This window comes from Peribacillus sp. FSL H8-0477, assembly GCF_038002765.1.
Taxonomy (GTDB): domain Bacteria; phylum Bacillota; class Bacilli; order Bacillales; family DSM-1321; genus Peribacillus.
Map to the genome: position 1 here is coordinate 1,449,431 of NZ_JBBODE010000001.1, position 23,010 is coordinate 1,472,440.

At 40.4% G+C, this 23,010-nt stretch carries 20 protein-coding genes and 1 other annotated feature; of the genes, 3 read left to right on the top strand and 17 right to left on the bottom strand.

Annotated features, from left to right (window positions below; genetic code table 11):
• Nucleotides 1–42 precede the first annotated feature (42 nt).
• The 12 genes from uvrC to zapA form a co-directional block, all read right to left on the bottom strand.
• Nucleotides 43–1,815, bottom strand: coding sequence for an excinuclease ABC subunit UvrC (gene uvrC, locus MHI18_RS07385; protein WP_340846746.1), 1,773 nt, complete (start codon nucleotides 1,813–1,815; stop codon nucleotides 43–45).
• A 321-nt stretch (nucleotides 1,816–2,136) separates the two neighbouring features.
• The gene (gene trxA, locus MHI18_RS07390; protein WP_340846747.1) at nucleotides 2,137–2,451 is read right to left on the bottom strand and encodes a thioredoxin; all 315 of its coding nucleotides are present in this window, start codon (nucleotides 2,449–2,451) and stop codon (nucleotides 2,137–2,139) included.
• A gap of 601 nt (nucleotides 2,452–3,052) precedes the next feature.
• Nucleotides 3,053–4,030, bottom strand: coding sequence for an electron transfer flavoprotein subunit alpha/FixB family protein (locus MHI18_RS07395; protein ID WP_340846748.1), 978 nt, complete (start codon nucleotides 4,028–4,030; stop codon nucleotides 3,053–3,055).
• Between the two features lie 61 nt (nucleotides 4,031–4,091).
• A complete protein-coding gene (locus MHI18_RS07400; RefSeq protein ID WP_340846749.1) occupies nucleotides 4,092–4,865 on the bottom strand; it encodes an electron transfer flavoprotein subunit beta/FixA family protein in 774 nt (257 codons plus the stop codon).
• Between the two features lie 101 nt (nucleotides 4,866–4,966).
• Nucleotides 4,967–5,740, bottom strand: a complete 774-nt coding sequence (locus tag MHI18_RS07405; RefSeq protein WP_340846750.1) for an enoyl-CoA hydratase — start codon at nucleotides 5,738–5,740, stop codon at nucleotides 4,967–4,969.
• A gap of 77 nt (nucleotides 5,741–5,817) precedes the next feature.
• The gene (locus tag MHI18_RS07410) at nucleotides 5,818–6,405 is read right to left on the bottom strand and encodes a TetR/AcrR family transcriptional regulator (RefSeq protein ID WP_340846751.1); all 588 of its coding nucleotides are present in this window, start codon (nucleotides 6,403–6,405) and stop codon (nucleotides 5,818–5,820) included.
• 174 nt (nucleotides 6,406–6,579) lie between these two features.
• Nucleotides 6,580–8,283 (bottom strand): long-chain-fatty-acid--CoA ligase, encoded by a 1,704-nt coding sequence (locus MHI18_RS07415; RefSeq protein WP_340847610.1) that lies wholly within the window; start codon nucleotides 8,281–8,283, stop codon nucleotides 6,580–6,582.
• Between the two features lie 326 nt (nucleotides 8,284–8,609).
• On the bottom strand, nucleotides 8,610–9,017 hold the full coding sequence (locus tag MHI18_RS07420; RefSeq protein WP_340846752.1) for a DUF350 domain-containing protein: 408 nt from the start codon (nucleotides 9,015–9,017) through the stop codon (nucleotides 8,610–8,612).
• A 24-nt stretch (nucleotides 9,018–9,041) separates the two neighbouring features.
• Nucleotides 9,042–11,393 (bottom strand): endonuclease MutS2, encoded by a 2,352-nt coding sequence (locus MHI18_RS07425; RefSeq protein ID WP_340846754.1) that lies wholly within the window; start codon nucleotides 11,391–11,393, stop codon nucleotides 9,042–9,044.
• A gap of 42 nt (nucleotides 11,394–11,435) precedes the next feature.
• Nucleotides 11,436–13,148, bottom strand: coding sequence for a DNA polymerase/3'-5' exonuclease PolX (polX, locus tag MHI18_RS07430; protein ID WP_340846755.1), 1,713 nt, complete (start codon nucleotides 13,146–13,148; stop codon nucleotides 11,436–11,438).
• A gap of 29 nt (nucleotides 13,149–13,177) precedes the next feature.
• Nucleotides 13,178–13,705 (bottom strand): CvpA family protein, encoded by a 528-nt coding sequence (locus MHI18_RS07435; RefSeq protein ID WP_340846756.1) that lies wholly within the window; start codon nucleotides 13,703–13,705, stop codon nucleotides 13,178–13,180.
• Between the two features lie 4 nt (nucleotides 13,706–13,709).
• On the bottom strand, nucleotides 13,710–13,970 hold the full coding sequence (gene zapA, locus MHI18_RS07440; protein WP_340846757.1) for a cell division protein ZapA: 261 nt from the start codon (nucleotides 13,968–13,970) through the stop codon (nucleotides 13,710–13,712).
• Between the two features lie 145 nt (nucleotides 13,971–14,115).
• Between zapA and rnhC the strand changes: the two genes are divergently transcribed.
• Together rnhC and MHI18_RS07450 are read left to right on the top strand one after the other, a co-directional pair.
• The gene (rnhC, locus tag MHI18_RS07445) at nucleotides 14,116–15,051 is read left to right on the top strand and encodes a ribonuclease HIII (RefSeq protein ID WP_340846758.1); all 936 of its coding nucleotides are present in this window, start codon (nucleotides 14,116–14,118) and stop codon (nucleotides 15,049–15,051) included.
• A gap of 466 nt (nucleotides 15,052–15,517) precedes the next feature.
• Nucleotides 15,518–15,784, top strand: coding sequence for a DUF2750 domain-containing protein (locus MHI18_RS07450; RefSeq protein WP_340846759.1), 267 nt, complete (start codon nucleotides 15,518–15,520; stop codon nucleotides 15,782–15,784).
• 295 nt (nucleotides 15,785–16,079) lie between these two features.
• On the opposite strand, the gene pheT is transcribed toward MHI18_RS07450, so the two are convergent.
• The 3 genes from pheT to MHI18_RS07465 form a co-directional block, all read right to left on the bottom strand.
• Nucleotides 16,080–18,494 carry a phenylalanine--tRNA ligase subunit beta gene (gene pheT, locus MHI18_RS07455; protein ID WP_340846760.1) on the bottom strand — a complete coding sequence of 805 codons (2,415 nt, stop codon included), beginning with the start codon at nucleotides 18,492–18,494 and terminating at the stop codon, nucleotides 16,080–16,082.
• Nucleotides 18,495–18,514: 20 nt separating this feature from the next.
• The gene (gene pheS, locus MHI18_RS07460; RefSeq protein ID WP_340846761.1) at nucleotides 18,515–19,558 is read right to left on the bottom strand and encodes a phenylalanine--tRNA ligase subunit alpha; all 1,044 of its coding nucleotides are present in this window, start codon (nucleotides 19,556–19,558) and stop codon (nucleotides 18,515–18,517) included.
• A 54-nt stretch (nucleotides 19,559–19,612) separates the two neighbouring features.
• Nucleotides 19,613–19,851, bottom strand: a binding site (T-box leader).
• A gap of 54 nt (nucleotides 19,852–19,905) precedes the next feature.
• The gene (locus MHI18_RS07465; RefSeq protein ID WP_340846762.1) at nucleotides 19,906–20,667 is read right to left on the bottom strand and encodes a TrmH family RNA methyltransferase; all 762 of its coding nucleotides are present in this window, start codon (nucleotides 20,665–20,667) and stop codon (nucleotides 19,906–19,908) included.
• A 115-nt stretch (nucleotides 20,668–20,782) separates the two neighbouring features.
• Between MHI18_RS07465 and sspI the strand changes: the two genes are divergently transcribed.
• Nucleotides 20,783–20,995: a small acid-soluble spore protein SspI gene (sspI, locus tag MHI18_RS07470; protein ID WP_040374592.1), complete on the top strand. Its 213-nt coding sequence runs from the start codon at nucleotides 20,783–20,785 to the stop codon at nucleotides 20,993–20,995.
• A 78-nt stretch (nucleotides 20,996–21,073) separates the two neighbouring features.
• On the opposite strand, the gene MHI18_RS07475 is transcribed toward sspI, so the two are convergent.
• The gene (locus MHI18_RS07475) at nucleotides 21,074–21,751 is read right to left on the bottom strand and encodes a general stress protein (protein WP_340846763.1); all 678 of its coding nucleotides are present in this window, start codon (nucleotides 21,749–21,751) and stop codon (nucleotides 21,074–21,076) included.
• Nucleotides 21,752–21,884: 133 nt separating this feature from the next.
• On the bottom strand, nucleotides 21,885–22,988 hold the full coding sequence (locus MHI18_RS07480; protein WP_340846764.1) for a general stress protein: 1,104 nt from the start codon (nucleotides 22,986–22,988) through the stop codon (nucleotides 21,885–21,887).
• Nucleotides 22,989–23,010 lie beyond the last annotated feature (22 nt).

The window sequence follows — 23,010 nt, forward strand, 5'->3', positions numbered from 1 at the left end:
ATTCATACTGAATTATAGCATAGGGATATGTTTGGTTCAACACTATTCTTGCAATTTTCTTGCAATTTCCTCAGCTACGCTCTGCGGCATTCCTGCCTCCAAAAACTCTGTAACCCCAGCCTCACGCATTTTTTTTATCGATCCAAAATGCTTCAACAGCTGTTTTTTACGTTTTTCTCCGACACCCGGAATCTCATCAAGTAAAGATTGAAAGGCACTTTTTCCACGAAGTTGTCGATGGAATGTAATCGCAAATCGATGGACCTCATCTTGTATTCTTTGCAGCAGATAAAATTCCTGACTGCTCCGATCCAGTGGTACAATTTCAAGCGGATTGCCAATCATCAGTGAGGACGTACGGTGCTTCTCATCCTTAACAAGACCAGCGAGAGGAACTTCAAGCCCTAGTTCATTCTCTAAAATATCTCGAACTCCATCCACATGACCTTTTCCTCCATCAATAATGATTAAGTCTGGAAGCGGTAAGCCTTCTTTTAAGACTCGAGTATATCTACGTCTGACGACTTCACGCATCGTTTCATAATCATCTGGACCCGATACCGTTTTAATTTTATATTTCCGATACTCACGCTTTTCAGGCTTTCCATCAATAAATACAACCAGTGCGGAAACTGGATCAGTTCCTTGGATATTCGAATTATCGAAAGCCTCTATACGATGTGGTGTATAGATTCCTAATCGTTGACCAAGGTTCTCCACGGCTTTAATCGTTCGTTCTTCATCCCGATCAATTAAAGAGAACTTCTCTTGAAGGGCAATCGAAGCATTTTTATTTGCCAGCTGCAGCATATCCTTCTTCTGACCGCGTTTTGGATGAATCACTTTAACTTGAAGTAACTTTTCAGCCATCTCACCATCGACAGCTTCAGACACTAGAATTTCCTTTGGTTTAAAATGATTAGGTTTCGTATAAAATTGGCCCAGATAGGTCAAAATTTCTTCTTCCGGCTCATCATATATAGGAAATAAAGAAACATCTCGTTCAATTAACTTCCCTTGTCTTACAAAAAACACCTGAACACACATCCAGCCCTTATCATAGGCATAACCAAAAATATCACGATCGGTAAAATCAGTAGACATCATCTTTTGTTTTTCCATGGTAATCTCAATATGGGCAATTTTATCGCGGTACTCTTTAGCCCGCTCAAAATCAAGAGCCTCTGCCGCAGCATGCATTTTCTCTGTCAGCTCGGCTTTAATCTCTTTATAGCCGCCATTTAGGAAACGAGTAATATCCGTTACAATCTTTTTATACTCTTGTTGTGGAACATCAAAGACACAAGGTGCCAGACATTGCCCCAAATGATAATAGAGACACACTCGATCTGGCAGCGTGTTGCATTTTCGCAACGGATAAATTCGATCAAGCAGCTTCTTTGTTTCATTAGCAGCTATTACATTCGGATAAGGTCCAAAATACTTTCCTGAATCTTTTTTCACTTTCCTAGTAATAATTAACTTTGGATGTTTTTCGGCAGTCAACTTTATAAACGGGTACGTTTTATCATCTTTCAGCATCACATTATATTTTGGGTCATGCTTTTTAATTAACGTCAGTTCTAAAATCAACGCTTCAATATTCGATGAGGTAACGATGTATTCAAAATCCTCAATTTCATTAACAAGCCTTAGTGTTTTTCCATCATGCGACCCATTGAAATAAGAACGAACTCTATTTTTTAAAACTTTTGCTTTCCCGACATAAATAATCGTACCTTGCCTGTCTTTCATCAAATAGCAGCCAGGCTGGTCAGGAAGAATTGCAAGCTTATCCTTAATTCTTTGATTCATCGGCTGCCTCCTTCTTCACTCTAAGATAGTACATATGTTTCCCACTAATCTAACTATACTACAAAATGGCCTAAGGTAAACCTAAGAGGTATTTATTCCCTCATTCTCTTATTTTGGTGTGAAAGGCAGGGGGAGGAATAGAGGTGATTATGCTTTGCACACTAATGGGCTGGTTTTGCACAGAAATCCGCCGGTTTTGCACAGAAAATCACTCCAAATGCACAGATTTTTTCATTTTTTGCACAGAAACAACTGCATCTTCATTCACCAAATCAAAAAAACTTCAAGCACGAGGCTTGAAGTTTTTTTGTGATTCACTTATTAAGAATGTTTTGCAAGAAGCTCTGAAAGGGCTTCTTTCGGTTGGAAACCAACCACTTTGTCTACAACTTCGCCGTCTTTAAGAACGATTAAAGTTGGGATACTCATAACTCCAAATTTACCAGCTGTTTCTTGGTTTTCGTCAACATCGACTTTAACGATCTTAACTGTTTCGCCTAGTTCTGAATCTAATTCTTCAAGAACAGGAGCGATCATTTTACAAGGTCCGCACCATGGTGCCCAGAAATCTGCAAGTACGAGGCCTTTTTCAGTATCTGTAGTGAATGATTGGTCAGTTGAATGTACAATAGCCATAATAGTTAGCCTCCCGATAGTTACAATTAATTACTAATATCAGTATAACACCGTCATTACAATAGATGCTATTATTTTGCTTCCTTGCTAGCATTCCCTTGCAAAGCCAATTTATACTGGCTAAACAGCGTCATCTATACATCTAAAGTACACGTTCTTCAAAAGTAAATCAAGGCATCTGCTTGAGGCAGACACCTTGATTCACAAGCCTTTAGTTGAAAGTCCTGACCTTTCGGTACTCGGCCCCACAGGATGTGGGGCCTTTCAGGTTCCTTCGTCTTTCGCTTTTCTGATTTAGCTGCAGTGCCTTGCTTGCTGTGGAAAAGATGGAAGTCCTCAAAAGGCAAAGAACGCCTTTTGGTCCATAGGCCCACAGGATGTGGGTCATGCCGACGTTGCCACAGGACGTGGCGCACTTAGTCGGTAGTCGGCCTTCCTTTCAGGTTCCTTCGCAAGCAGTACAGGCACTTTCGCTTTTCTTGATCCAGCTACAGTGCCTTGCTTGCTGTGGAAAAGATGGAAGTCCTCAAAAGGCAAAGAACGCCTTTTGGTCCATCCCCTATTTCCTTCACAAGCAGTGCAGGCACTTTCGCTTTTCTTGTTATGCGTTGACTTTTAGTTTTTTGAATTCTTCGGTTAGTAATGGAACGATTTCAAATAGGTCACCTACAATACCGTAGTCGGCTACTTTGAAGATGTTTGCTTCTGGATCTTTGTTAATGGCAACGATTACTTTTGAGTTGGACATTCCGGCTAAATGCTGAATGGCTCCGGAAATACCGCATGCAATGTAAAGGTCTGGAGTAACGACTTTACCTGTTTGGCCAATTTGCAGGGAGTAGTCACAGTAGTCTGCGTCACATGCTCCACGTGAAGCACCAATGGCTCCACCTAGGACGTCAGCTAGTTCTTTAAGTGGTTCGAATCCTTCTTCACTCTTGACTCCGCGTCCGCCGGAAATAACAACTTTTGCTTCAGAAAGGTCAACGCCCTCTGTTGCTTTTCTTACTACATCTTTAATGATGGCACGCAGATCTTTAATTTCAACATTTAGAGAAGTTGTGTCCCCAGTGCGGGTTTCATCCTTTTCTACTGGATCGATGTTGTTAGGACGGATTGTCGCAAAGATGATTCCATCAGTCACAATTTTCTTTTCGAATGCTTTACCGGAATAGATAGGACGAGTAAAGACTAAGTTGCCGCCCGTTTCTTCGATAGAAGTTACGTCAGAAATTAAACCAGAGTTTAATTTACTTGCAATACGGGGTGCAAGGTCTTTTCCTAGTGCCGTATGTCCAAAAATAATGCCTTCCGGTTTTTCTGTTTCTATAACTGCAAGGATCGCTTGTGCATATCCGTCAGATGTATATTGGCTAAGCTTTTCATCTTCAACCGTCACAACGCGGTCCGCTCCGTATTGAATCAGTTCTGCTCCAAGAGATTGGATGCCGTCACCAATTAATACCCCTACGATTTTGCCGCCGTCTGCTGCTAGTTTAGCCGCTCCAATTGCTTCAAACGATACGTTTCTGAGAGAACCTTCACGTGTCTCCCCTAAAATGAGAAATTTTCTTGCCATTATAAAAACCTCCTGTGCTCTATTTTTTATGTTTGCTTGAGCTTACACCTATTAGTCAGAGTTAGATTACTTTAGCTTCTGAACGAAGTAATTGGACCAATTCAGTTACTTGATCTTTAATTTCACCACTAAGTACTTTCCCTGCTTCTTTTTTCGGCGGGAGGTAAATTTCTAGTGTTTTTGTTTTTGCTTCAACATCTTCTTCTTCAAGATCTAGATCATCCAGTTCTAATTCTTCAAGCGGTTTTTTCTTCGCTTTCATAATCCCTGGAAGCGATGGATAACGAGGCTCGTTTAATCCTTGCTGTGCCGTTACAAGCAATGGAAGAGATGTTTCGATTATTTCAGAGTCACCCTCAACATCTCGGGTAACGCTTACATTTCTATCGCTGATTTCAAGCTTGGTGATAGTTGTAATATATGGGATTTCTAAAAGCTCCGCCACACGCGGCCCTACTTGTCCTGATCCTCCGTCAATGGCTACGTTCCCAGCTATAATTAAATCTGCTTCTTTACCATTAAGGTATTCAGCTATAATTTTAGATGTGGTGAATTGATCACCATTTTCAATATCATCTTCTATATTGATTAATACCGCTTTATCAGCACCCATCGCTAACGCCGTACGGAGTTGTTTCTCTGCTTCTTCTGTTCCTACAGAGATAACAGTTACTTCGCCGCCTTGTGCATCGCGGACCTGGATCGCTTCTTCTACTGCATATTCATCGTATGGATTAATAATAAATTCCGCTCCATCTTCATTAATTTTGCCGCCGGAAAGCGAAATTTTTTCTTCTGTATCAAACGTTCTTTTTAATAGTACATAAATATTCAAGATAATCCCTCCCAGTTATGTTATGTCTGAAAAATATGATTTCACACCACATATAAAACTTCTACATATAATGCTGATTTCCTCTTAAACTCGCAAATTTATTATTTACCCTTGAATACAGGTTCTCTTTTTTCGATAAAAGCACGAATACCTTCTTGGGCATCCTGGGAAACAAAAATCGAACCAAATGCTTCTGCTTCCTTTTCTACACCTTTATAAAAATTATCTGATTTTGAATAGTTTAATAATTCAATCGCTGTTTTTAATGCAAGCGGTCCCTTTTTAGCTATTTTTCGAGCCATTTTAATTGCGCTTGGCATCAGCTCATCCTCAGGATATGCATGATTGGCTAGGCCATATTGAGCCGCCTCTATCCCTGTAATCGGGTCTGAGGTAAACATCATTTCTGCTGCCTTCGCTGGACCTACGAATCTAGGTAATCGCTGTGTGCCGGCAAATCCTGGTACAAGACCGAGCTGAAGTTCAGGTAAGCCAAGTTTTGCTTGTTCCGTTACGAGACGAATATGGCAAGACATCGCTAATTCAAGTCCACCGCCTAATGCTGCACCATGAATAGCCGCAATTACTGGCTTCGGGTACGTTTCTATTTTTTCGAAGATCTTCTGACCATCTTCTGAAAGATTTGAAAAGCCTTCTCCACTCTTAATCGTGGTAAATTCCTTAATATCTGCACCTGCTGAGAAAAATCGGCCATCACCATGGATAAGGACTACACGGACATCTTCATTTTCCTTCATTTCATCAAACAGAGCTGACAGCTCCTGAATAATGCCTGAAGAAAGAGCGTTTGCTGGAGCACGTTGAATGGTGACTACAGCTACATGATTTTCAATCGAATGCCTTAAAAATTCCATTCCATTGCCCTCCTTCTAAGGGATAACTATGTACTTTATATCTGAAGGGCTGGCAGAATCACCAGCCCGTACAGCCATTAATTCTTGCAGGCACATCCGCCTAGTAATAATTGATGAACCGCTTCAGCTTGTTTCGGTAAGGAATATTTTTGATCATTCATTACCCATGTTGTCGCCGTTTCATCGATTGTACCAAAGATCATTTGCCTTGCTAATTTCACACTCAAGTCAGGAAGAAATGCCCCGGTTTCTTTACCTTCGATAATGATGCTGTCAATCAGGTTTAAATATCCTCTTAACACGTCATTGATTCGAATCCGTAATTCCTTGTTTGATTGTCTTAGCTCAAGCTGAGTAACAACGGCAAGATGAACATCATCGGACAAGATTTGAAAGTGTTTTTTAATCAAGACAAGTAGTTTGTCCTGTGCATTTTCCTTGCCGCTGATTTCTAACTCGATTTGTTCAACAAAGTAACCCATTTTCTCTTGAAATAAAGAGATCAGAATGTCTTCTTTGTTTTTAAAATAAAGATAGATGGTTCCATCTGCTACCTTAGCTTGCTTAGCGATTTTGGAAACTTGAGCTTGATGATAGCCATTTTCTGCAATGATTACGACGGCTGCATCAATAATCTGTTTGTACTTCGGTCTGTTGCTTTTCACATTGGTTCCCCTTTCAGAGAAAATGAATGAATCGTCATTCATATTTCTATAATAGAATGTTGCTCTCTTGCTGTCAAGGAAAATGCTGCCTATCTTTTCTATTTAAGGGTACTACAAAGTTTGTCCAATAACCATCTAAAAAAATAGGAGCAAGTTTCACCACTCCAACTTAGTTTATGCGTTTTTTAAATCTGTTTCTGCTAGCTTCTTTACTTCTTCATCAACCAATGACCTTCTCAGGATCTTACCAACGGCTGTTTTAGGTAATTCATTACGGAACTCATAGACTCTTGGTACTTTGTATGCCGCCAGATGTTTTCTAGCGAATTGATTCAATTCTTGCTCTGTTGCACTTGCTCCTTCTTTCAAAACAATATACGCTTTCACGGTTTCTCCACGATAAGGATCTGGTATTCCTGCTACAACAAGCTCTTGCACGGCTTCGTGTTCATAGAGAACTTCTTCAATCTCGCGTGGATAGATGTTATATCCGCCAGCTATGATGATATCCTTTTTCCGATCAACAATATAGAAGTAGCCCTTTTCATCCATATACCCTAAATCTCCAGTTAACAGCCACCCGTTTTTAAAAGTCGCAGCTGTTTCTTCTGGACGATTCCAGTAACCTTGCATAACCTGCGGTCCTTTAATGGCAATCTCTCCGATTTCTGATGGTTCCACCGGCTCACCCGTTTCCAGAGATAAAATAGCAGCTTCTGTATCAGGCCATGGCAGACCAATGCTTCCCTTAACACGGGGTTCATCCCAAATTAAATTGGCATGCGTAACGGGTGACGTTTCTGACAAACCATACCCTTCAACTAATTTACCACCCGTGATCCGTTCAAATTGTTCTTGAACCTCAACCGGCAGAGCAGCTGAACCACTAATGCAGGCATTTATGGAAGATAGATCATATTTCTTAATGTCAGGATGATTCAACAAGCCGATATAAATGGTCGGCGCACCAGGAAACATGGTGGGACGCTGTTTCTGAATGGTTTTTAATGTATCCTCGACATTAAATTTAGGTACGATAATCATGGTATTTCCCTGCATAATAGAAAGCACTAAAACTGTGGTCATCCCGTAAACATGGAAGAAAGGCAGCAAAGCCATTACCCGTTCTTGGCCTGGCTTTGTTTGATAGAGCCATGCTTCACACATTTTAGCATTAGCAAGTAAGTTCTTATGGGTAAGCATGACACCCTTTGGATGTCCCGTAGTGCCCCCAGTATATTGAATCAGCGCAAGGTCTTCATTGGTGTTTACTGGTATGTTCATTTCTTCAGGGACCGGGTTTTTCATAATCTCAGTATACAAATGATGATTCCCTTCATGGGCAACCTTAACGACCATTCCATATTCCTTTTTCTGAATAAAAGGGTACACAAGATTCTTAGGGAATGGCAGGGCATCTTTGATAGCGGTTACAATTATATGTTTAATTTCTGTCCTTGGGGTAATAGCCGTAACACGTGGAAATAAAATATCCATTGTAATAATAATTTTGGTTCCTGAATCCTTCATTTGGTATTCCAGCTCACGCTCAGTGTACAGCGGATTCGTTGGGACCACGGTGCCTCCGGCCATTAATATCCCGAAATAGCTGACTACACATTGGGGCGTATTAGGAAGCAGAATAGCCACTCGGTCCCCTTTTTCAAGGCCGATTTGTTTTAAATAGGCAGCAAACTTCAATGCAGATTCGTAGATTTCCTTAAACGTCATCTCTTTTCCCATAAAGTGTGTGGAAACTTTATTAGGAAATTTAAGTGCAATTTCCTTTAAAAATGATTGCAAAGGTTTATCTTCATATTCCAATACAGCTGGTATATCGGCTGGATACATATCCAACCATGGCTTTTTACCCATCAGACCCCTCCTTGACAGTTATTATTAAAAATTCAAACTATTCCCTTTTATTATAGTATAACGAAGACCTAGTGACAATTACATCTCATCCAAAGGAATACAAAAATAAGGAAAAAGACTCATGACACCAGACGATTAGGTGAGAAAAAACTTTTTTTGCAAAATTAAAAGGATTGAGCTCGGGACAATCCCGAACGCAATCCTTGAAAGAAGAGTAGATTCACTTAGGCAATGAACCCCATATAGATAATTCCTAGTAAAAAGAATACCCCACAGATAACTAGAAGGATTTTTGCAAGCCGTTCCACTTCTTTTCCCCCTTACTAAGCTTACGAGATTCCGGCACCAATGACATAGGATAAACCAATTGAAATAATCATCGCAATTAGTCCAACCGCTCGATTATCCGCTTGAATTTCATCGTCTATTTTAAATGCAGGCGTTAAAAATTCAAAGATAAAGTACCCAATGAGAAGCAGAGCAAATCCATAGACACCCCAGCCAATCATAGTCAGCAGTGAATCATTGTGAAGAATTGATTGGTGAAAAATATTAGAAATACCAAAAATCTTACCACCAGTCGCCATCGCTACAGAAAGGTTTCCGTTCTTTATCTCTTGCCAATTTTTATATTTTGTCACCAATTCAAAAATCGCTAAAAAGACCACGATACATAAAATTACAACACTATAATAGGCAGCGATGAACACATATTCATTTCCCCAGATTTTCTCCATGCGGTTCCCCCGAATTTATGAAGATTATTTAAATTCTACGATTGTAACACCCGTGCCGCCTTCTCCAGCTTCACCAAAACGGGCTCGTTTTACAGAACGATGGTTTTTCAAATATTCCTGTACACCTTGACGAAGTGCTCCGGTTCCCTTTCCATGGATAATTGAAACCCTTGGATAGCTTGCCAATAAGGCATCATCAATATATTTTTCCACACGTGAAATGGCACTTTCAAAGCGCTCGCCTCGTAAATCAAGTTCAAGGCTGACATGATAGTCTCTGCCTTTGATTGTCGCCATCGGCTTAGGTTCTTTTTGTTTTTGTGTCTGAGTAAACTGGAGATCTGTTTCAGCTACCTTCATTTTCATGATGCCAATTTGAACTTGCCACTCATTTGACGAAACCTTTTCAATTAGATGTCCTTTTTGATTAAAGCTAATGACCTTCACTTCATCACCTGGCTTTAACTCTTGTTTTAAAGGCTGCTTCGCTTTTGCTTTAGCTTTCTTAATAACAGGTGCCGCTTCATCGAGACGTTTACGAGCATTTATTAGTTCATGTTCTTTTATATTCGCATTCTCAAAGCGCATTTTCCTTAACTCTGAGATAATATCTTCCGCTTCCGCACGAGCTTTCTCCACTAAGTCAGCCGCTTTACGCGCAGCCTTTTCCATCATGGCATCTTTATCATCTTGATAGTGTTGGAATTCCTCTTCCAATTCCCGCTGCAGCTTTTCAGCATTCTTTAGGTAGATTTCTGCTTCTTCTTGATCAATTTCCGCTTGGCGGCGACTGCTTTCAAGTGAGGCAATCATCTTTTCAACCTTATTTGTATCTTCACCAATATGGCTGCGGGCATTTTGGATGACTGAGTCATTCAGACCCAATCGTTTGGAGATTTCAAATGCATTACTTCGTCCAGGAACACCAATTAATAACTTATAGGTGGGGCTTAGTGATTCAACATCAAACTCAACGCTCGCATTAACCACACCGTCTCTATCATAGCCATACGCCTTCAACTCAGGGTAATGGGTGGTGGCAATAACCCGTGCACCTCGTTTATGCACTTCGTCGAGAATGGAGATGGCTAGTGCCGCACCTTCCTGCGGATCCGTTCCTGCTCCAAGCTCATCAAACAATGCGAGACTCTCATGATCCACATGTTTCAGGATTTCAACAATATTGACCATATGAGAAGAGAAGGTACTCAGACTTTGTTCAATCGACTGTTCATCGCCAATATCTGCAAATACATCTTTGAAAACAGCAATTTCTGAACCATCAAGTGCTGGAATCTGCAGACCCGATTGCCCCATTAATGTACAAAGGCCAATCGTTTTAAGTGTAACGGTTTTACCGCCTGTATTCGGTCCGGTAATGACAATGGTCGAAAATGTATCTCCGAGAAAAATATCATTCGCGACAACAACATCTGCAGGTATTAACGGATGCTTTGCCTTAAATAGACGGACTCTGCCTTCATCATTTATTTTCGGCTTAGAGCCGCGGATTGCTTTTGAGTACCGAGCCTTAGCAAAAATAAAGTCGATTTGAGCGAGAATCTTTACATTCTGCAATAATTCGTGCGTATGTTCTCCAACCGCAGCCGATAGTTCAATCAAAATTCGTTCTACTTCGACATGTTCCTTCATACGGGTTTCCTGTAGGACATTATTTAACTCCACAATCACTTGAGGTTCAATAAATAATGTCTGACCTGATGAAGATTGATCATGAATAATCCCGCCATACACACTACGGTATTCCTGCTTAACAGGAATAACAAAGCGATCATTACGAATCGTGACCAGAGCATCTGAAAGCATTTTTTGTGCATTAGAAGAACGAATCATGCTTTCTAACTTTTCACGGACTCGGCTTTCATTGGTCCTTAGCTGATTACGCAGTGTCCGCAGCTTATCACTTGCAGAATCAAGGACTTCCCCATGTTCTCCAATCGCAAAACCGATTGTTTCTTGCAGTTCCTGATGAGGGTTTAGTGTCTCCATATATTCCAAAATCAGTGGAATTTCATGATCATCCTCTGCCACATCTTGAAAGAATCGAGAAAGAATCCGTCCAGCGCGGATCGTGCTGGCTACTTCCATCAGTTCATGTGGACTAAGCACACCGCCTATTTGAGCACGTTTGGCTGGTCCCCTTATATCAAAAATACCCCCAAGTGGAATATTTCCTTTTAATCGGAGCACATTTGCTCCTTCATCTGTTTCGTCATGCCATTTAATTACCTCAGCAAGATCCGTGGACGGAGCTAATAGTAAAGCACGTTCCTTCCCAATGCTTGAAGAAGCATAGGTTAACAGTTGTTCTTTAATTTTGTCGAATTCCAATGTTTTCAAAACTTTCGAATGCATGGAGTAAAAATCCTCCCTCTTGCGTAGGTATAGTAGTTTGTATTATTTCTTTAAAAAAGTAAGTAATTCTTCAGTTGTGCCGGCATTAAGTACGGTAGACTGCTTCAGCCACCCTTTGATTGCTGACGATACACCAACAGCCATATGTTCGAGCATATCAATACTGTGAGCATCTGTATTAATTACGATTTTCACTCCTGCATCCTGTGCTTTACGAACATTAGCTGGAGATAAATCTAAGCGGTTTGGATTTGCATTTAATTCTAATGCTGTATTCGTAGAAGCGGCCAGTTCAATCAGCATGTCCATATCTACTTCATAACCTGAACGTTTTCCAATCAGTCTTCCCGTTGGGTGGGCTATAATATCCACATGTGGACTATTTAAAGCTGTCTTTAATCGGTCCATAATTTTGTCACGGGATTGTGAAAAGCTTGAGTGAATCGAGGCAATCACAAGGTCCATTTCAGCCAAAAGCTCATCATCATAATCTAATGTACCATCCGGCAGAATGTCCATTTCGATTCCTGAAAGAATGGTGATATCATCATATTTCTCATTTAAATCATGAATGATTTTCTTTTGTTCCCGCAGTCTTTCAGCTGTTAGTCCATTCGCTACCTTAAGGTATTGGGAGTGATCGGTTATCGCCATATATTTATACCCTTTAGCTCGGCAGGCTTGAATCATTTCATCAATTGTATGTGCTCCGTCGCTCCAGGTCGTGTGCATGTGCAGATCCCCTTGAATTCCTTCCAAAGTGATGAGCGGAGAATCATCCGTATATTTGTCTACCTCTGTTCCGTCTTCACGGAGTTCTGGCGGAATAAACGGTAATCCAAAATGATGATAAAACTCGTCTTCACTATCAAAGGTCTTTATTTCTCCAGTCTCTGCCTGCTCGACACCGTATTCACTAATCTTCTCGCCACGTTCCTTGGCCAGTTGACGCATCCGTACATTATGATCCTTCGAACCTGTGAAATGATGCAGTGTGGTAATAAATTCATGGTCTTTTACCATGCGAAAATCTACAGATACCTCATATTTATAATCTAAATTGATTGAAACCTTTGTATCTCCTGCAGCAATGACCGATTTTATCCCTGGTAAGGATAACAATTGATCTTTGACTTGTTCTGGATTGTCCGTTGACAGAATAAAATCAAGGTCCTTGATTGTTTCTCTCATTCTGCGGATACTTCCTGCTCTCGAATACCTAATGATCCCATCCATATTTCCAAGCGACGCCTCAATATCAGAAGCAATAGGAAGCATGAAAGCGAGAGGAAGCCGATCAGGACGTGAGCCTGCATCTTTAATCGCATCAAGGATTTTTTCTTCTGTTTTTTTACCAAATCCCGCTAAATCACGAACCCGGCCTTCTTCGCAAACACGTTTTAAGTCTTCCACGTCACAGACAGCAAGCTCTTTATGAAGCTTAGCAATTTTTTTGCCGCCGAGACCTTGAAGCTGTAATAATGGGATTAAGCCTTTAGGCACTTCTTCCTGCAGCTCTTCTAAAACTGTTGATTTATTATGTTCGATATATTCAACAATAACAGCAGCAGTTCCTTTACCTATTCCGTTTAGCGCTGTGAAATCCTCAATTTCGGTAAGGCTTCTATCATCTGTTTCCAAAGCAGCAGCAGCTTTTCTAAAAGCAGATACCTTAAAAGGATTTTCACCTTTCAATTCCATATAAACAGCAATGGTTTCTAACAGTTTAATTATATCTTTCTTATTAATTGTCATCCGTTACACCTGCTTTTTAAAGAGTCTTGTTAAAACCAAAGTTCCTTCACCAAATTCGAGAAGTAAGGCGTTTTCGTGATGATTGCCTCGGAAAGGAAAGACTGGTTGATTGGTGTCTGTACTGCTTCTATTGGCAGTAAAACAGCTATGTATAATAGAATAAACATGATAAGATAAACTTCGGCAAAACCTAAAATACCGCCGCCCCACCTGTTCAATTGCTTTAGGATAGGCAAATGTGCGATAAAATCGAGCATTGAACCAAACAGCTGCCAAATAATTTTAGCACCGAAGAAAATAATAGCAAAAGCAATGGCATTATAATAAGCAGTGTCCAGTCCAACGCTGTCAGGTATCATTTCTAAACCAGACAGATTTCCAAGTGATGGATATGGAATCCATAACTTTAACCTTGGTGCAAGGTCGCCATAATATACATAGGCAGCAATAAAGGCAACAATAAATCCTGTTAAATGGATCAGCTGCAGAATAAACCCACGTCTTAAACCAATTAAAAAGCCGATCAAAAGAATAGCTAAAATTGCCAAATCAAGCATGTACTCAGTCCCTTTTTTTCAGTAATTCCAGTTCTAGCTGGGTAATTTGTTCCTTTAATTTCATATAATCGTGCACGGTATTAACGGCTGTCAATACTGCAAGCTTAGCTGTATCCAGCGAAGGATTCACGGCACTAATTTCGCGCATCTTATCATCGACCATGGATGCAACAACACGAATGTGACTTGAACTTTCTTCCCCGACGATTGTATATTGCTGGCCATATATATCAACTGTTATTTTTCTTTTTTTATCGTCTAACAAAATGATGCCTCCAATCTGAAGAATCCTAGTCTATATCATATCATGAAGCTTTTCCTCTTGAAAGAGTGAGGACTGGCAATTCACCAGCCTCCGCCTATTTTTTTGTAAATTAACGGAAAATATTAATATATAAGGAGCCTATTTGATGTCCCATGTCGTTATCCTTCTCTCATCCGACCAAATTTCGAATGTCAAACGCTATTATTCTACTCAGTTGATAGAGAAATTACCCCCTGGCAGCCTGTTTGCTGCCCAGTTGCAGTCCTGCACGATTACAGCTTACAAGTCTGGAAAAGTATTATTTCAAGGTGAGCAGGCGGCGGCAGAAGCGAGCAGATGGGGAACAGCTGCCCCTTCAGAATCTTTGCCTTCTATCAAACAACACCGCTTCTCACCTCCCCCGCATATTGGCAGTATGTCGATAATAGGCTCCGATGAAGTCGGTACAGGCGACTTCTTTGGCCCCATTACCGTTGTTGCGGTATATGCAGATCGGGAGCATTTAACGTTGTTAAAGGAGATTGGCGTAAAGGATTCCAAACATTTAAAAGACCCGCAAATCCTTGAAATTGGCGAGCAGTTGAAAGAACTAGTACCCTATAGCTTGCTCGTTTGTACTAATCCAAAATACAATGCACTGCAAGCGCAAGGTATGTCACAAGGAAAGATGAAAGCACTGCTTCATAATCAAGCTATTAAACATGTGATCAAAAAAATAGAACCCGTTCAAACTGAAGGCATTCTAATCGATCAATTTGCTCAGCCGGACGTATTCTTTAATTACTTAAAGGGACAAGAAGTATTTACGTCCAAATCCGTTTATTTAAGTACTAAGGCTGAAGGCATTCATCTTGGAGTGGCTGCTGCTTCCATATTAGCCCGCTATGCATTCGTCAAGCATTTCGACATCTTAAGTGAACGTGCTGGGTTCAAGATTCCAAAAGGGGCAGGCCCAGCCGTGGATCAAGCTGCAGCCAGGCTCATTCATGAAAAAGGAATCGAAGCCCTCAACATCTTCACTAAAGTCCATTTTGCCAATACAGAAAAAGCTAAGGTAATCTACCGAAATACCTATCAATAAACAAAACAGGCTGTCGAGAGATCGACAGCCTGTTTCCGTTTAGCAAAATACCTTTTGCACAATTTTTTTCGAGTTTTGCACACAAATCCGCCTGCTGTGCACACTTTTTGAATAGTTCTGCACAGCAATAGTCACCTTGTGCATTAAAACTATGCTTTTCTGCACAATCAATTAACAAATAGGTGAAATCTTTAAAATCGAGATGTTGATTTCCATTCCAGGCGCTTCGCTTTCCGCGGAGCGGGCGGTGAGCCGCATCAATGCTTACGCTCCTGCGGGGTCTCACCTGTCCCGCTGTTCCCGCAGGAGTCTTCACGCCTTCCACTTCAATCAACTGACTTTCTAAACTTAAAAAAGTAAGGCTATTTAAAGTTACGGATTGATTTTTAGTAAATTCGGCTTTGTTTATAAAGGTTACAACTTAACCTAACTGTGCAATTTGTTAATAGGATTTGGAGTGTTTCTCATGAATAAAAGAGAGTTTGAAGCAGTAATTAAACAACCACCGTATATAAGATACGAGTATTTCATAAAAAAAGTTATAGATTATGAAGAGGTTTGGGCTTTGTATAATGATGGATGGGTAACAGCACAAGATGAGAAAGGTAATACTCTGATTCCATTCTTTCCTAAAGAGGAATTTGCAGAATCCTGTACTAAAAGTGAATGGATAGATTTTAAAGCTAAATTAATTAACCTGGATGTTTTATTGATAAATGGCTTAGTAGAATGAAAAACGATGGAATAAAACTGTCTATTTTTCCAACTGATAATAATACAGCAGTGGTAAATATAGATGTTATCCTCAAAGATTTAGAAACTGAATTAGAAAATTATTGATTTAAAAATGTCTTTAGTAAAAAAGGGTGGAATAGTAAAATGATCGTGGGAAAAATTTTCCATACTCATTTTTTGGTTAATCTTGAACTCAACCTTTTCTTTTAACATAGCCAAAAGTAAATGACCTATTGGTCCGAAAAATGTAAAAGAGGTTCGGAATGAAACCATTCCGAACCTCTGCTTATTGGTTATCCTCTTAATTCAGCGCCTGATTTTTCTTTAACGGCTGTTAGTACTTTTTCATGTGCTTTGGTTACTTCTTCGTCTGTCAACGTCCGTTCAGGATCGAAGTATTTCAGCGAGTAAGCTAGTGATTTTTTACCAGCTTCCATGTGCTCTCCTTCATATAGGTCAAAAATACTGACTTCCTTCAGAAGGGAACCGCCTGCTTCGATAATAACTTTTTTAATATCGCCTGCTACCGTATTCGTATCAACGACTAACGCAATATCACGAGAAATGGACGGGAAGCGTGGGATTACTTGGTAAGCAATCGGCGCAACGTCAGCCAGGGCTGCATCTTTAAAGGAAAGTTCAAAGATAAACGTTTCTTTCAAATCAAGTTCCTTTTGAAGCGTTGGGTGAATCTGACCAATAAAGCCAATAACACGGCCATTCAGTAAGATTTCTGCTGTACGACCAGGATGCATGTCTGCAATATTTTCAGCTTGACGGTACTCAACTTGGCTGTTCAAGCCTAGTTCATTGAATAAAGCTTCCAAAATTCCCTTAGCCACGAAGAAATCAACTGGTTTCTTCTCACCTTGCCATAGATGTGATTCCCATAGGCCAGTCATGGCTGCAGCAACATGCTCGCGTTCTTCAGGAAGTTCTTCCCCATCTTGCTTAAGGAACACTGCTCCTATTTCATAAAGAGCTAGTGAATCAATTGAACGTGCATTGTTATATTTAAGAACTTCAAGCAGTTGTGGAACAATGCTCAACCGAAGCTGACTGCGTTCCTCACTCATTGGCATGGCAAGTGTTATTGATTCACGATTTTCGAGTGCAAATTGAGCGGCTTTTTCCTTGCTTGTTAATGAATAGGTCACCGCTTGATTCAAGCCTGCACCTTCAAGAATAGAACGTGTTTTACGGCGTTTCAATTGATAGTCCGTTAAACGGCCCGGAGCTGTTTCGCCGATAGGCAATGTCGCTGGAATATTATCATATCCATATAACCGTGCTGCTTCTTCCACAAGATCAGCCTCAATCGTAATATCTCCACGGCGAGTCGGAACGGTAACGATAAATGTTTCATTATCCCGCTCAACACCAAACTGTAAACGAGTAAAGATGGATTCAACCTCTGATACAGTCATCGATGTACCAAGAAGGGTATTGATTTTGTCTAACGTAATCGAAATTACCTTAGGCTCCATTTTCATTTCATCAAATTCTGCTGTACCAGCGAGTATCGTGCCGCCAGCATACTCAGAAATTAACTGTGCTGCACGTTCTCCAGCAGCGCGAACACGAGCAGGATCAACACCCTTTTCAAAGCGGGCACTGGCTTCACTACGTAATCCATGATCTTTCGAAGCTTTACGGACAACTGTTCCAGCAAAATAAGCCGATTCAATAATGACGGTTGTTGTATCCTGTTTTACTTCAGAATTAGCCCCACCCATAACACCGGCAATGGCAACAGGTTCAGTACCATTTGTGATGACCAGATGATCAGAAGTTAACGTGCGTTCTGCTTCATCTAACGTGGTTATTTTTTCAGCATCTTTTGCTCTTCTAACAACAATCTCCTTTGAACCAAGACGATCGTAATCGAATGCATGAAGCGGTTGACCATATTCAAGCAGAATGAAGTTGGTAATATCCACTACGTTGTTATGTGGACGAATACCGCTTGCCATTAAACGAGTTTGCATCCATAACGGTGAAGGTCCAATTTTTACATCTTTTATCACTTTAGCAATATAAAGCGGGTTATCCTCAGCATTGTCTACTTTAATAGTGATGAAGTCAGATGCCTTTTCAGCCGCTTCTTCCGTCGAAATTTCCGGCCATTTCACGTCACGTCCCAAAATTGCTCCAACTTCGTAAGCGACGCCCAGCATACTTAACGCATCCGAACGATTTGGAGTTAAGCCTAGTTCAAGAATCTCATCGTCAAGACCTAGTGCTAGTAAAGCGTCTGTTCCTACTTCTACATCGCTTGGAAAAACAAAAATCCCAGTCGCATATTCCTTCGCAACCAACTTAGAATCAATACCAAGCTCTTTCAGTGAACAAATCATCCCGTGTGATACTTCACCCCGAAGCTTCGCTTTTTTAATTTTGAAGTTGCCGGGTAATACAGCTCCAACAGTTGCTACAGCTACTTTTTGACCTTTATCAACGTTTGGCGCTCCGCAAACGATTTGAACGGTTTCATTTCCAAGATCAACTTGGCAGACATTTAATTTATCAGCGTTTGGATGCGGTTCACGTTCTACAACATGACCGATCACAATGCCTTTTAATCCTTCACTCTTTTTTTCTACTCCTTCAACCTCTATGCCGCTTTTTGTAATTTTTTCTGCCAGCTCATCAGCGCTGATGCCTGAAAGATCTACATACTCCTGCAGCCATTTATATGATACAAACATGATAGGTCCTCCTTTAAAATTTATTCTGATTCATGAGTGTGAAATTGCTTTAAGAAACGCAGATCATTTGTATAGAAATGACGGATATCATCAACGCCGTATTTAAGCATGGCAATACGTTCTACACCGATTCCGAATGCAAATCCAGAATATCTTTTTGAATCGAAACCAGCCATTTCAAGTACGTTTGGATGGACCATACCACCACCAAGTACTTCGATCCAGCCAGTGTTCTTACAAACACTGCAGCCTTTGCCGCTGCAAATTTTACACGAGATATCGATTTCAACGGATGGTTCAGTGAATGGGAAGAAGCTTGGACGAAGACGAATTTCCCGGTCTTGACCGAATACTTTCTTCGCAAATACTTCAAGTGTTCCTTTCAAATCGCTCATGCTGATGTTTTCATCGATAACAAGGCCTTCGATTTGCATGAATTGATGTGAGTGCGTTGCATCATCATTATCACGGCGATACACTTTACCAGGACAAATAATTTTAACTGGACCTGCGCCTTTGTGCATCTCCATGGTACGTGCTTGAACAGGAGATGTATGTGTACGCATAAGAATTTCATCCGTAATATAGAAAGAATCCTGCATATCACGTGCTGGATGACTTTTCGGCAGATTCAACGCTTCAAAGTTATAATAATCACTTTCCACCTCAGGACCTTCCGCAACGCTATACCCCATCCCAATGAACAAGTCTTCGATGTCTTCAACAATGCGTGTTAATGGATGTTGGTTTCCCTTATTAACTGGACGTCCTGGAAGGGTTACATCGATTTTCTCAGAAGCAAGCTGTGCGTTAACCGCTGCTGTTTCAAACACATGCTGTTTTTCTTCAATTTTTGAAGCAATCGCAGCACGAACATCATTAGCCAATGCGCCAATTTTCGGACGTTCCTCCGCAGATAATTTCCCCATGCCTCGTAATACCTCTGTAATCGGTCCTTTTTTCCCTAAATATGCAACACGAATATCATTTAATTCCTTTAGTTCAGTCGCTTCGGTTGCCTTTTGCAGCGCTTCCTGCTGCAGTTCAAGCAGACGTTCTTGCATGATGTTTCCTCCTCATAAATAAAGATTTTTGGAACACAAAAAAACCCCATCCCAGAAAGGGACGAGGTTTATGTATCGCGGTACCACCCTTATTAGCACCAAAATCAACAAGGGTGCTCACTTAATTTAGATAACGGCTTTTCGCCGGGGCATCTTTCGATCACATAAAGAGACCATCCCGATGCCGACTCGAGAGTTGAATTCACAAAAAGCGCGCCATAAAATGCTCTCAGTCTCGGCATTTTTTCCCTGAATGGTTGAGTTTTGCTACTGGTCTCTGTCACTGTCGATAAACTTTATACAATTGTGTTTTATTATAGTATAAATCGGGATGGGTAGCAAATCGATTATAAATTTTTTCTTAGGTAATACATTAAAATTCCTGCGGCAATCCCCACGTTCAGTGATTCACTTCTGCCGTGGATTGGTATATACAGGTTCTGAGTGGTTTTAGCAAGTAACTCCTTACTCACTCCCTGCCCCTCATTGCCAACTAAAAGCGCAAATTTCTCTGTTTTTTCAACTTGTTCAAATGGAATAGCTCCTTCAAGCGCAGTTCCGTAAACTGGTACTCCCTGTTCCATAAGCGAATTAATTACCTCTGAAAGATTGGCCTTGATGACCGGCATATGAAATAGACTACCTTGTGTAGAACGAATGACCTTCGAGTTATACACATCTGCACAACCTTCGCCTAAAATCACGGCATCCATTCCTGCAGCATCAGCTGTTCGAATCATCGTCCCAATATTACCTGGATCCTGAACGGCATCAACCAGAAGAAGTCTTTGGGGATTAATCTCACTTAAATTCTGCGTCTTCTGCTCACAAACTGCAGCAATTCCTTGTGGTGTTTCTGTATCACAAATTACTTTCATCACTTCTTTGGCCACATAAATAATTTCTGTATCTTCTATTGTAAAGCCCGCAGGTAATTCCGTATCTTGGCTAATAATCACTTCTTGGACAATATTTTTTTCTTTTAACGCTTCCTCGACAAGATGGAATCCTTCAATTAAATAGCGGCCTGATTTATCTCTTTCTTTCTTGGTTAATAGCTTCTTCCATTGCTTTACTTTAGTATTTTTAACTGATTCGATATAGTTCAAGGCTGAACTCTCCTTTTATGCTGACTGATTTTCCTATTATAACGTAATTTACATACATAATGCATACCGATCTGTGCAAGCTATCAATGTGAGTACTGAATGAGGAGGATAAATGATGAACCTGAATTTACGTAATGCCATTATTCACAACGTTACAGGGAATACTCAAGAACAATTACAGGACACAATTGTAGATGCCATACAGAACGGTGAAGAAAAAATGCTTCCAGGTCTTGGCGTCTTATTCGAAGTCATTTGGCAAAATGCAAGTGAATCAGAAAAAGCAGAAATGCTCCAGCTTCTCGAAACAGGATTAAAAACACAATAGCCTTAGGCTATTGTGTTTTTCCATTCTAGACCGAAAAAAGCTACCGAGATTTTCTCGATAGCTTAATCCATTACTTGATTACAGATGATCTGTGTTGATCCGATTTTTCAGCTGTTCGTCATGAATGATTGCATTACCATCATTGTCGAGTTGAACATCGTCCGCCTCATTAGCTACTTCCCGTCTAATGATATTCGATTCTTTAGTCTTAGATGAGACAGGGTCAGCATTTGGGTCACTCACTGGCTGCCTAGACTCTAAGTCTTTTACTTGCTCCAACTCTTCGGTGGTTTGGTACGTAGTCTTTTCACCATCTGGGACAGATGTTTTGGTTACAGGTGGATAATCTTTTTTATTTTGCTGTTTATGCGGCTTTACTTGTTCCATGTAGCCCGCTTTTGTCCCTTCAATAAGGTGCGAACCTTCGTTTACTAAAACGACTACTTTTCCTTCATTAATTTCTTTCATATATGCATGTGCTTCTGTGTCAGATAAACCAGCACCTGCGAGTTTGTCTGTTAAGTCTTCTTTTCCAATATTCATAAATATCCTAGCTACCTTATCTACCAGCGATTCATCATCTTCATCAGAAAAGGTTTTTACATGCTCGAGCCCGTTATCACCCAATCGTTCTAGTTCTTCTTCACTTTTTGCTAATACCGTTATTTCTTTTCCTTTGTATCCCTTGGCTTGAAGTGCTTGTATTTCTTGAATCGCTTCATTTTGATGAAATACTCCGTATACCTTCGTTTCCATGTTCATTCCTCCCTAGTTTTTCCATATACCTATTAATACCCATAGGATGGATTACTAAACGATTTTCTCCCCCTCCAGCCTCGTAACAAATGAAAAAGCTGTCGAGAAATTTCTCGACAGCTTCCACATGTTATTAATACGTTTTTCTTGATGATTTAGTTTCTTCATCATTTGGATTTAAAGTACGACTGATTACTTTGTATCCTTTTTCATCCATTTGTTCATCACGCATAGTTGGCTCATTTTTTTCTTCTTTTTTCGTTTCCGAATCTAAATCAAAACGACTGTGACTGTTTGCAGCATACCCAACCGTATTCAAGTTATCCTCATCTTTAACCATTTCATCCGTTGTCGGACGGTTAACCTGGCGTGAGGCACCTTTTGCTGTCACAGGAGTGTTAGGGTCACGTTGTCTATCCCCTTGTATTGGAGGGAAAACCGCTGTATCTGGATCATTATTTTCCCCATCAAAACGGTCTCGGCTGCTTTGTGCATACCCAACATCATTCAACTTCTTTTCATTGTCTACTCTATCTTCTGTTAACGCTTTTTCATCTAAATCAAAATTATGGTGCTTTATATCACCTGTTGTTGAATCACTTGGCCGACCATCAAAGCGGCCACGGCTTTTTTCTGCATAGCTGACATCATTCATCTTTTCATCAGTAACCAAATCATCACTTGGATCGTAAATTGGACGCTCTGCTACATTTCCCGTCACAACAGTATGTTCCTCTTCCTGTGGAAGAGCATTGCTTGTAGTAGAAGGGAAAATATTAGGATCAGGATTGTTTGTCATACCTGTTGAAATTGAATTTTTTTCTCTTAAATCAGTTTCTTCTTGTTTGCTGGTTAAAGCAACATCTGGTTCATTAGTCACAGTTCCTTCTCCAATGTTGCCCGTTCCTTCAACAAGAACTAATACCCTGCCATCTTTCACATCTTCTGTATAAGCTTCTGCTTCTCTGGTTGATAAGCCTACATTCGAAAGACGTTCAGATAAACTATCCCGGTTATCGTCTACAAAAAAGCGGACAATTTTATCGATAAATGAATCGTCTTCAGTAACCACCGTATTTACATCCACAGTACGGTTAAGATTGTCTAAATTCATTGTTTCTTCATTCTTAGCTACGACTGTAATATCGTCACTTGCATAACCTTTTGCTTTAAGTGTATTAATCGCTCTAATTGTTTCTGCATTTGAATCAAATACTCCATATACGGATTTAGTCATTATCTATTCCTCCTTAAGATGC

Excerpts from the sequence above, each read along its gene's own strand:
- uvrC (WP_340846746.1), bottom strand. The coding sequence starts at position 1,815 with ATGAATCAAAGAATTAAGGATAAGCTTGCAATTCTTCCTGACCAGCCT.
- trxA (WP_340846747.1), bottom strand. The coding sequence starts at position 2,451 with ATGGCTATTGTACATTCAACTGACCAATCATTCACTACAGATACTGAA.
- MHI18_RS07395 (WP_340846748.1), bottom strand. The coding sequence starts at position 4,030 with ATGGCAAGAAAATTTCTCATTTTAGGGGAGACACGTGAAGGTTCTCTC.
- MHI18_RS07405 (WP_340846750.1), bottom strand. The coding sequence starts at position 5,740 with ATGGAATTTTTAAGGCATTCGATTGAAAATCATGTAGCTGTAGTCACC.
- MHI18_RS07420 (WP_340846752.1), bottom strand. The coding sequence starts at position 9,017 with ATGGAGAAAATCTGGGGAAATGAATATGTGTTCATCGCTGCCTATTAT.
- MHI18_RS07425 (WP_340846754.1), bottom strand. The coding sequence starts at position 11,393 with ATGCATTCGAAAGTTTTGAAAACATTGGAATTCGACAAAATTAAAGAA.
- polX (WP_340846755.1), bottom strand. The coding sequence starts at position 13,148 with ATGACAATTAATAAGAAAGATATAATTAAACTGTTAGAAACCATTGCT.
- MHI18_RS07435 (WP_340846756.1), bottom strand. The coding sequence starts at position 13,705 with ATGCTTGATTTGGCAATTTTAGCTATTCTTTTGATCGGCTTTTTAATT.
- rnhC (WP_340846758.1), top strand. The coding sequence starts at position 14,116 with ATGTCCCATGTCGTTATCCTTCTCTCATCCGACCAAATTTCGAATGTC.
- MHI18_RS07450 (WP_340846759.1), top strand. The coding sequence starts at position 15,518 with ATGAATAAAAGAGAGTTTGAAGCAGTAATTAAACAACCACCGTATATA.
- pheT (WP_340846760.1), bottom strand. The coding sequence starts at position 18,494 with ATGTTTGTATCATATAAATGGCTGCAGGAGTATGTAGATCTTTCAGGC.
- pheS (WP_340846761.1), bottom strand. The coding sequence starts at position 19,558 with ATGCAAGAACGTCTGCTTGAACTGCAGCAGGAAGCGCTGCAAAAGGCA.
- sspI (WP_040374592.1), top strand. The coding sequence starts at position 20,783 with ATGAACCTGAATTTACGTAATGCCATTATTCACAACGTTACAGGGAAT.
- MHI18_RS07475 (WP_340846763.1), bottom strand. The coding sequence starts at position 21,751 with ATGGAAACGAAGGTATACGGAGTATTTCATCAAAATGAAGCGATTCAA.
- MHI18_RS07480 (WP_340846764.1), bottom strand. The coding sequence starts at position 22,988 with ATGACTAAATCCGTATATGGAGTATTTGATTCAAATGCAGAAACAATT.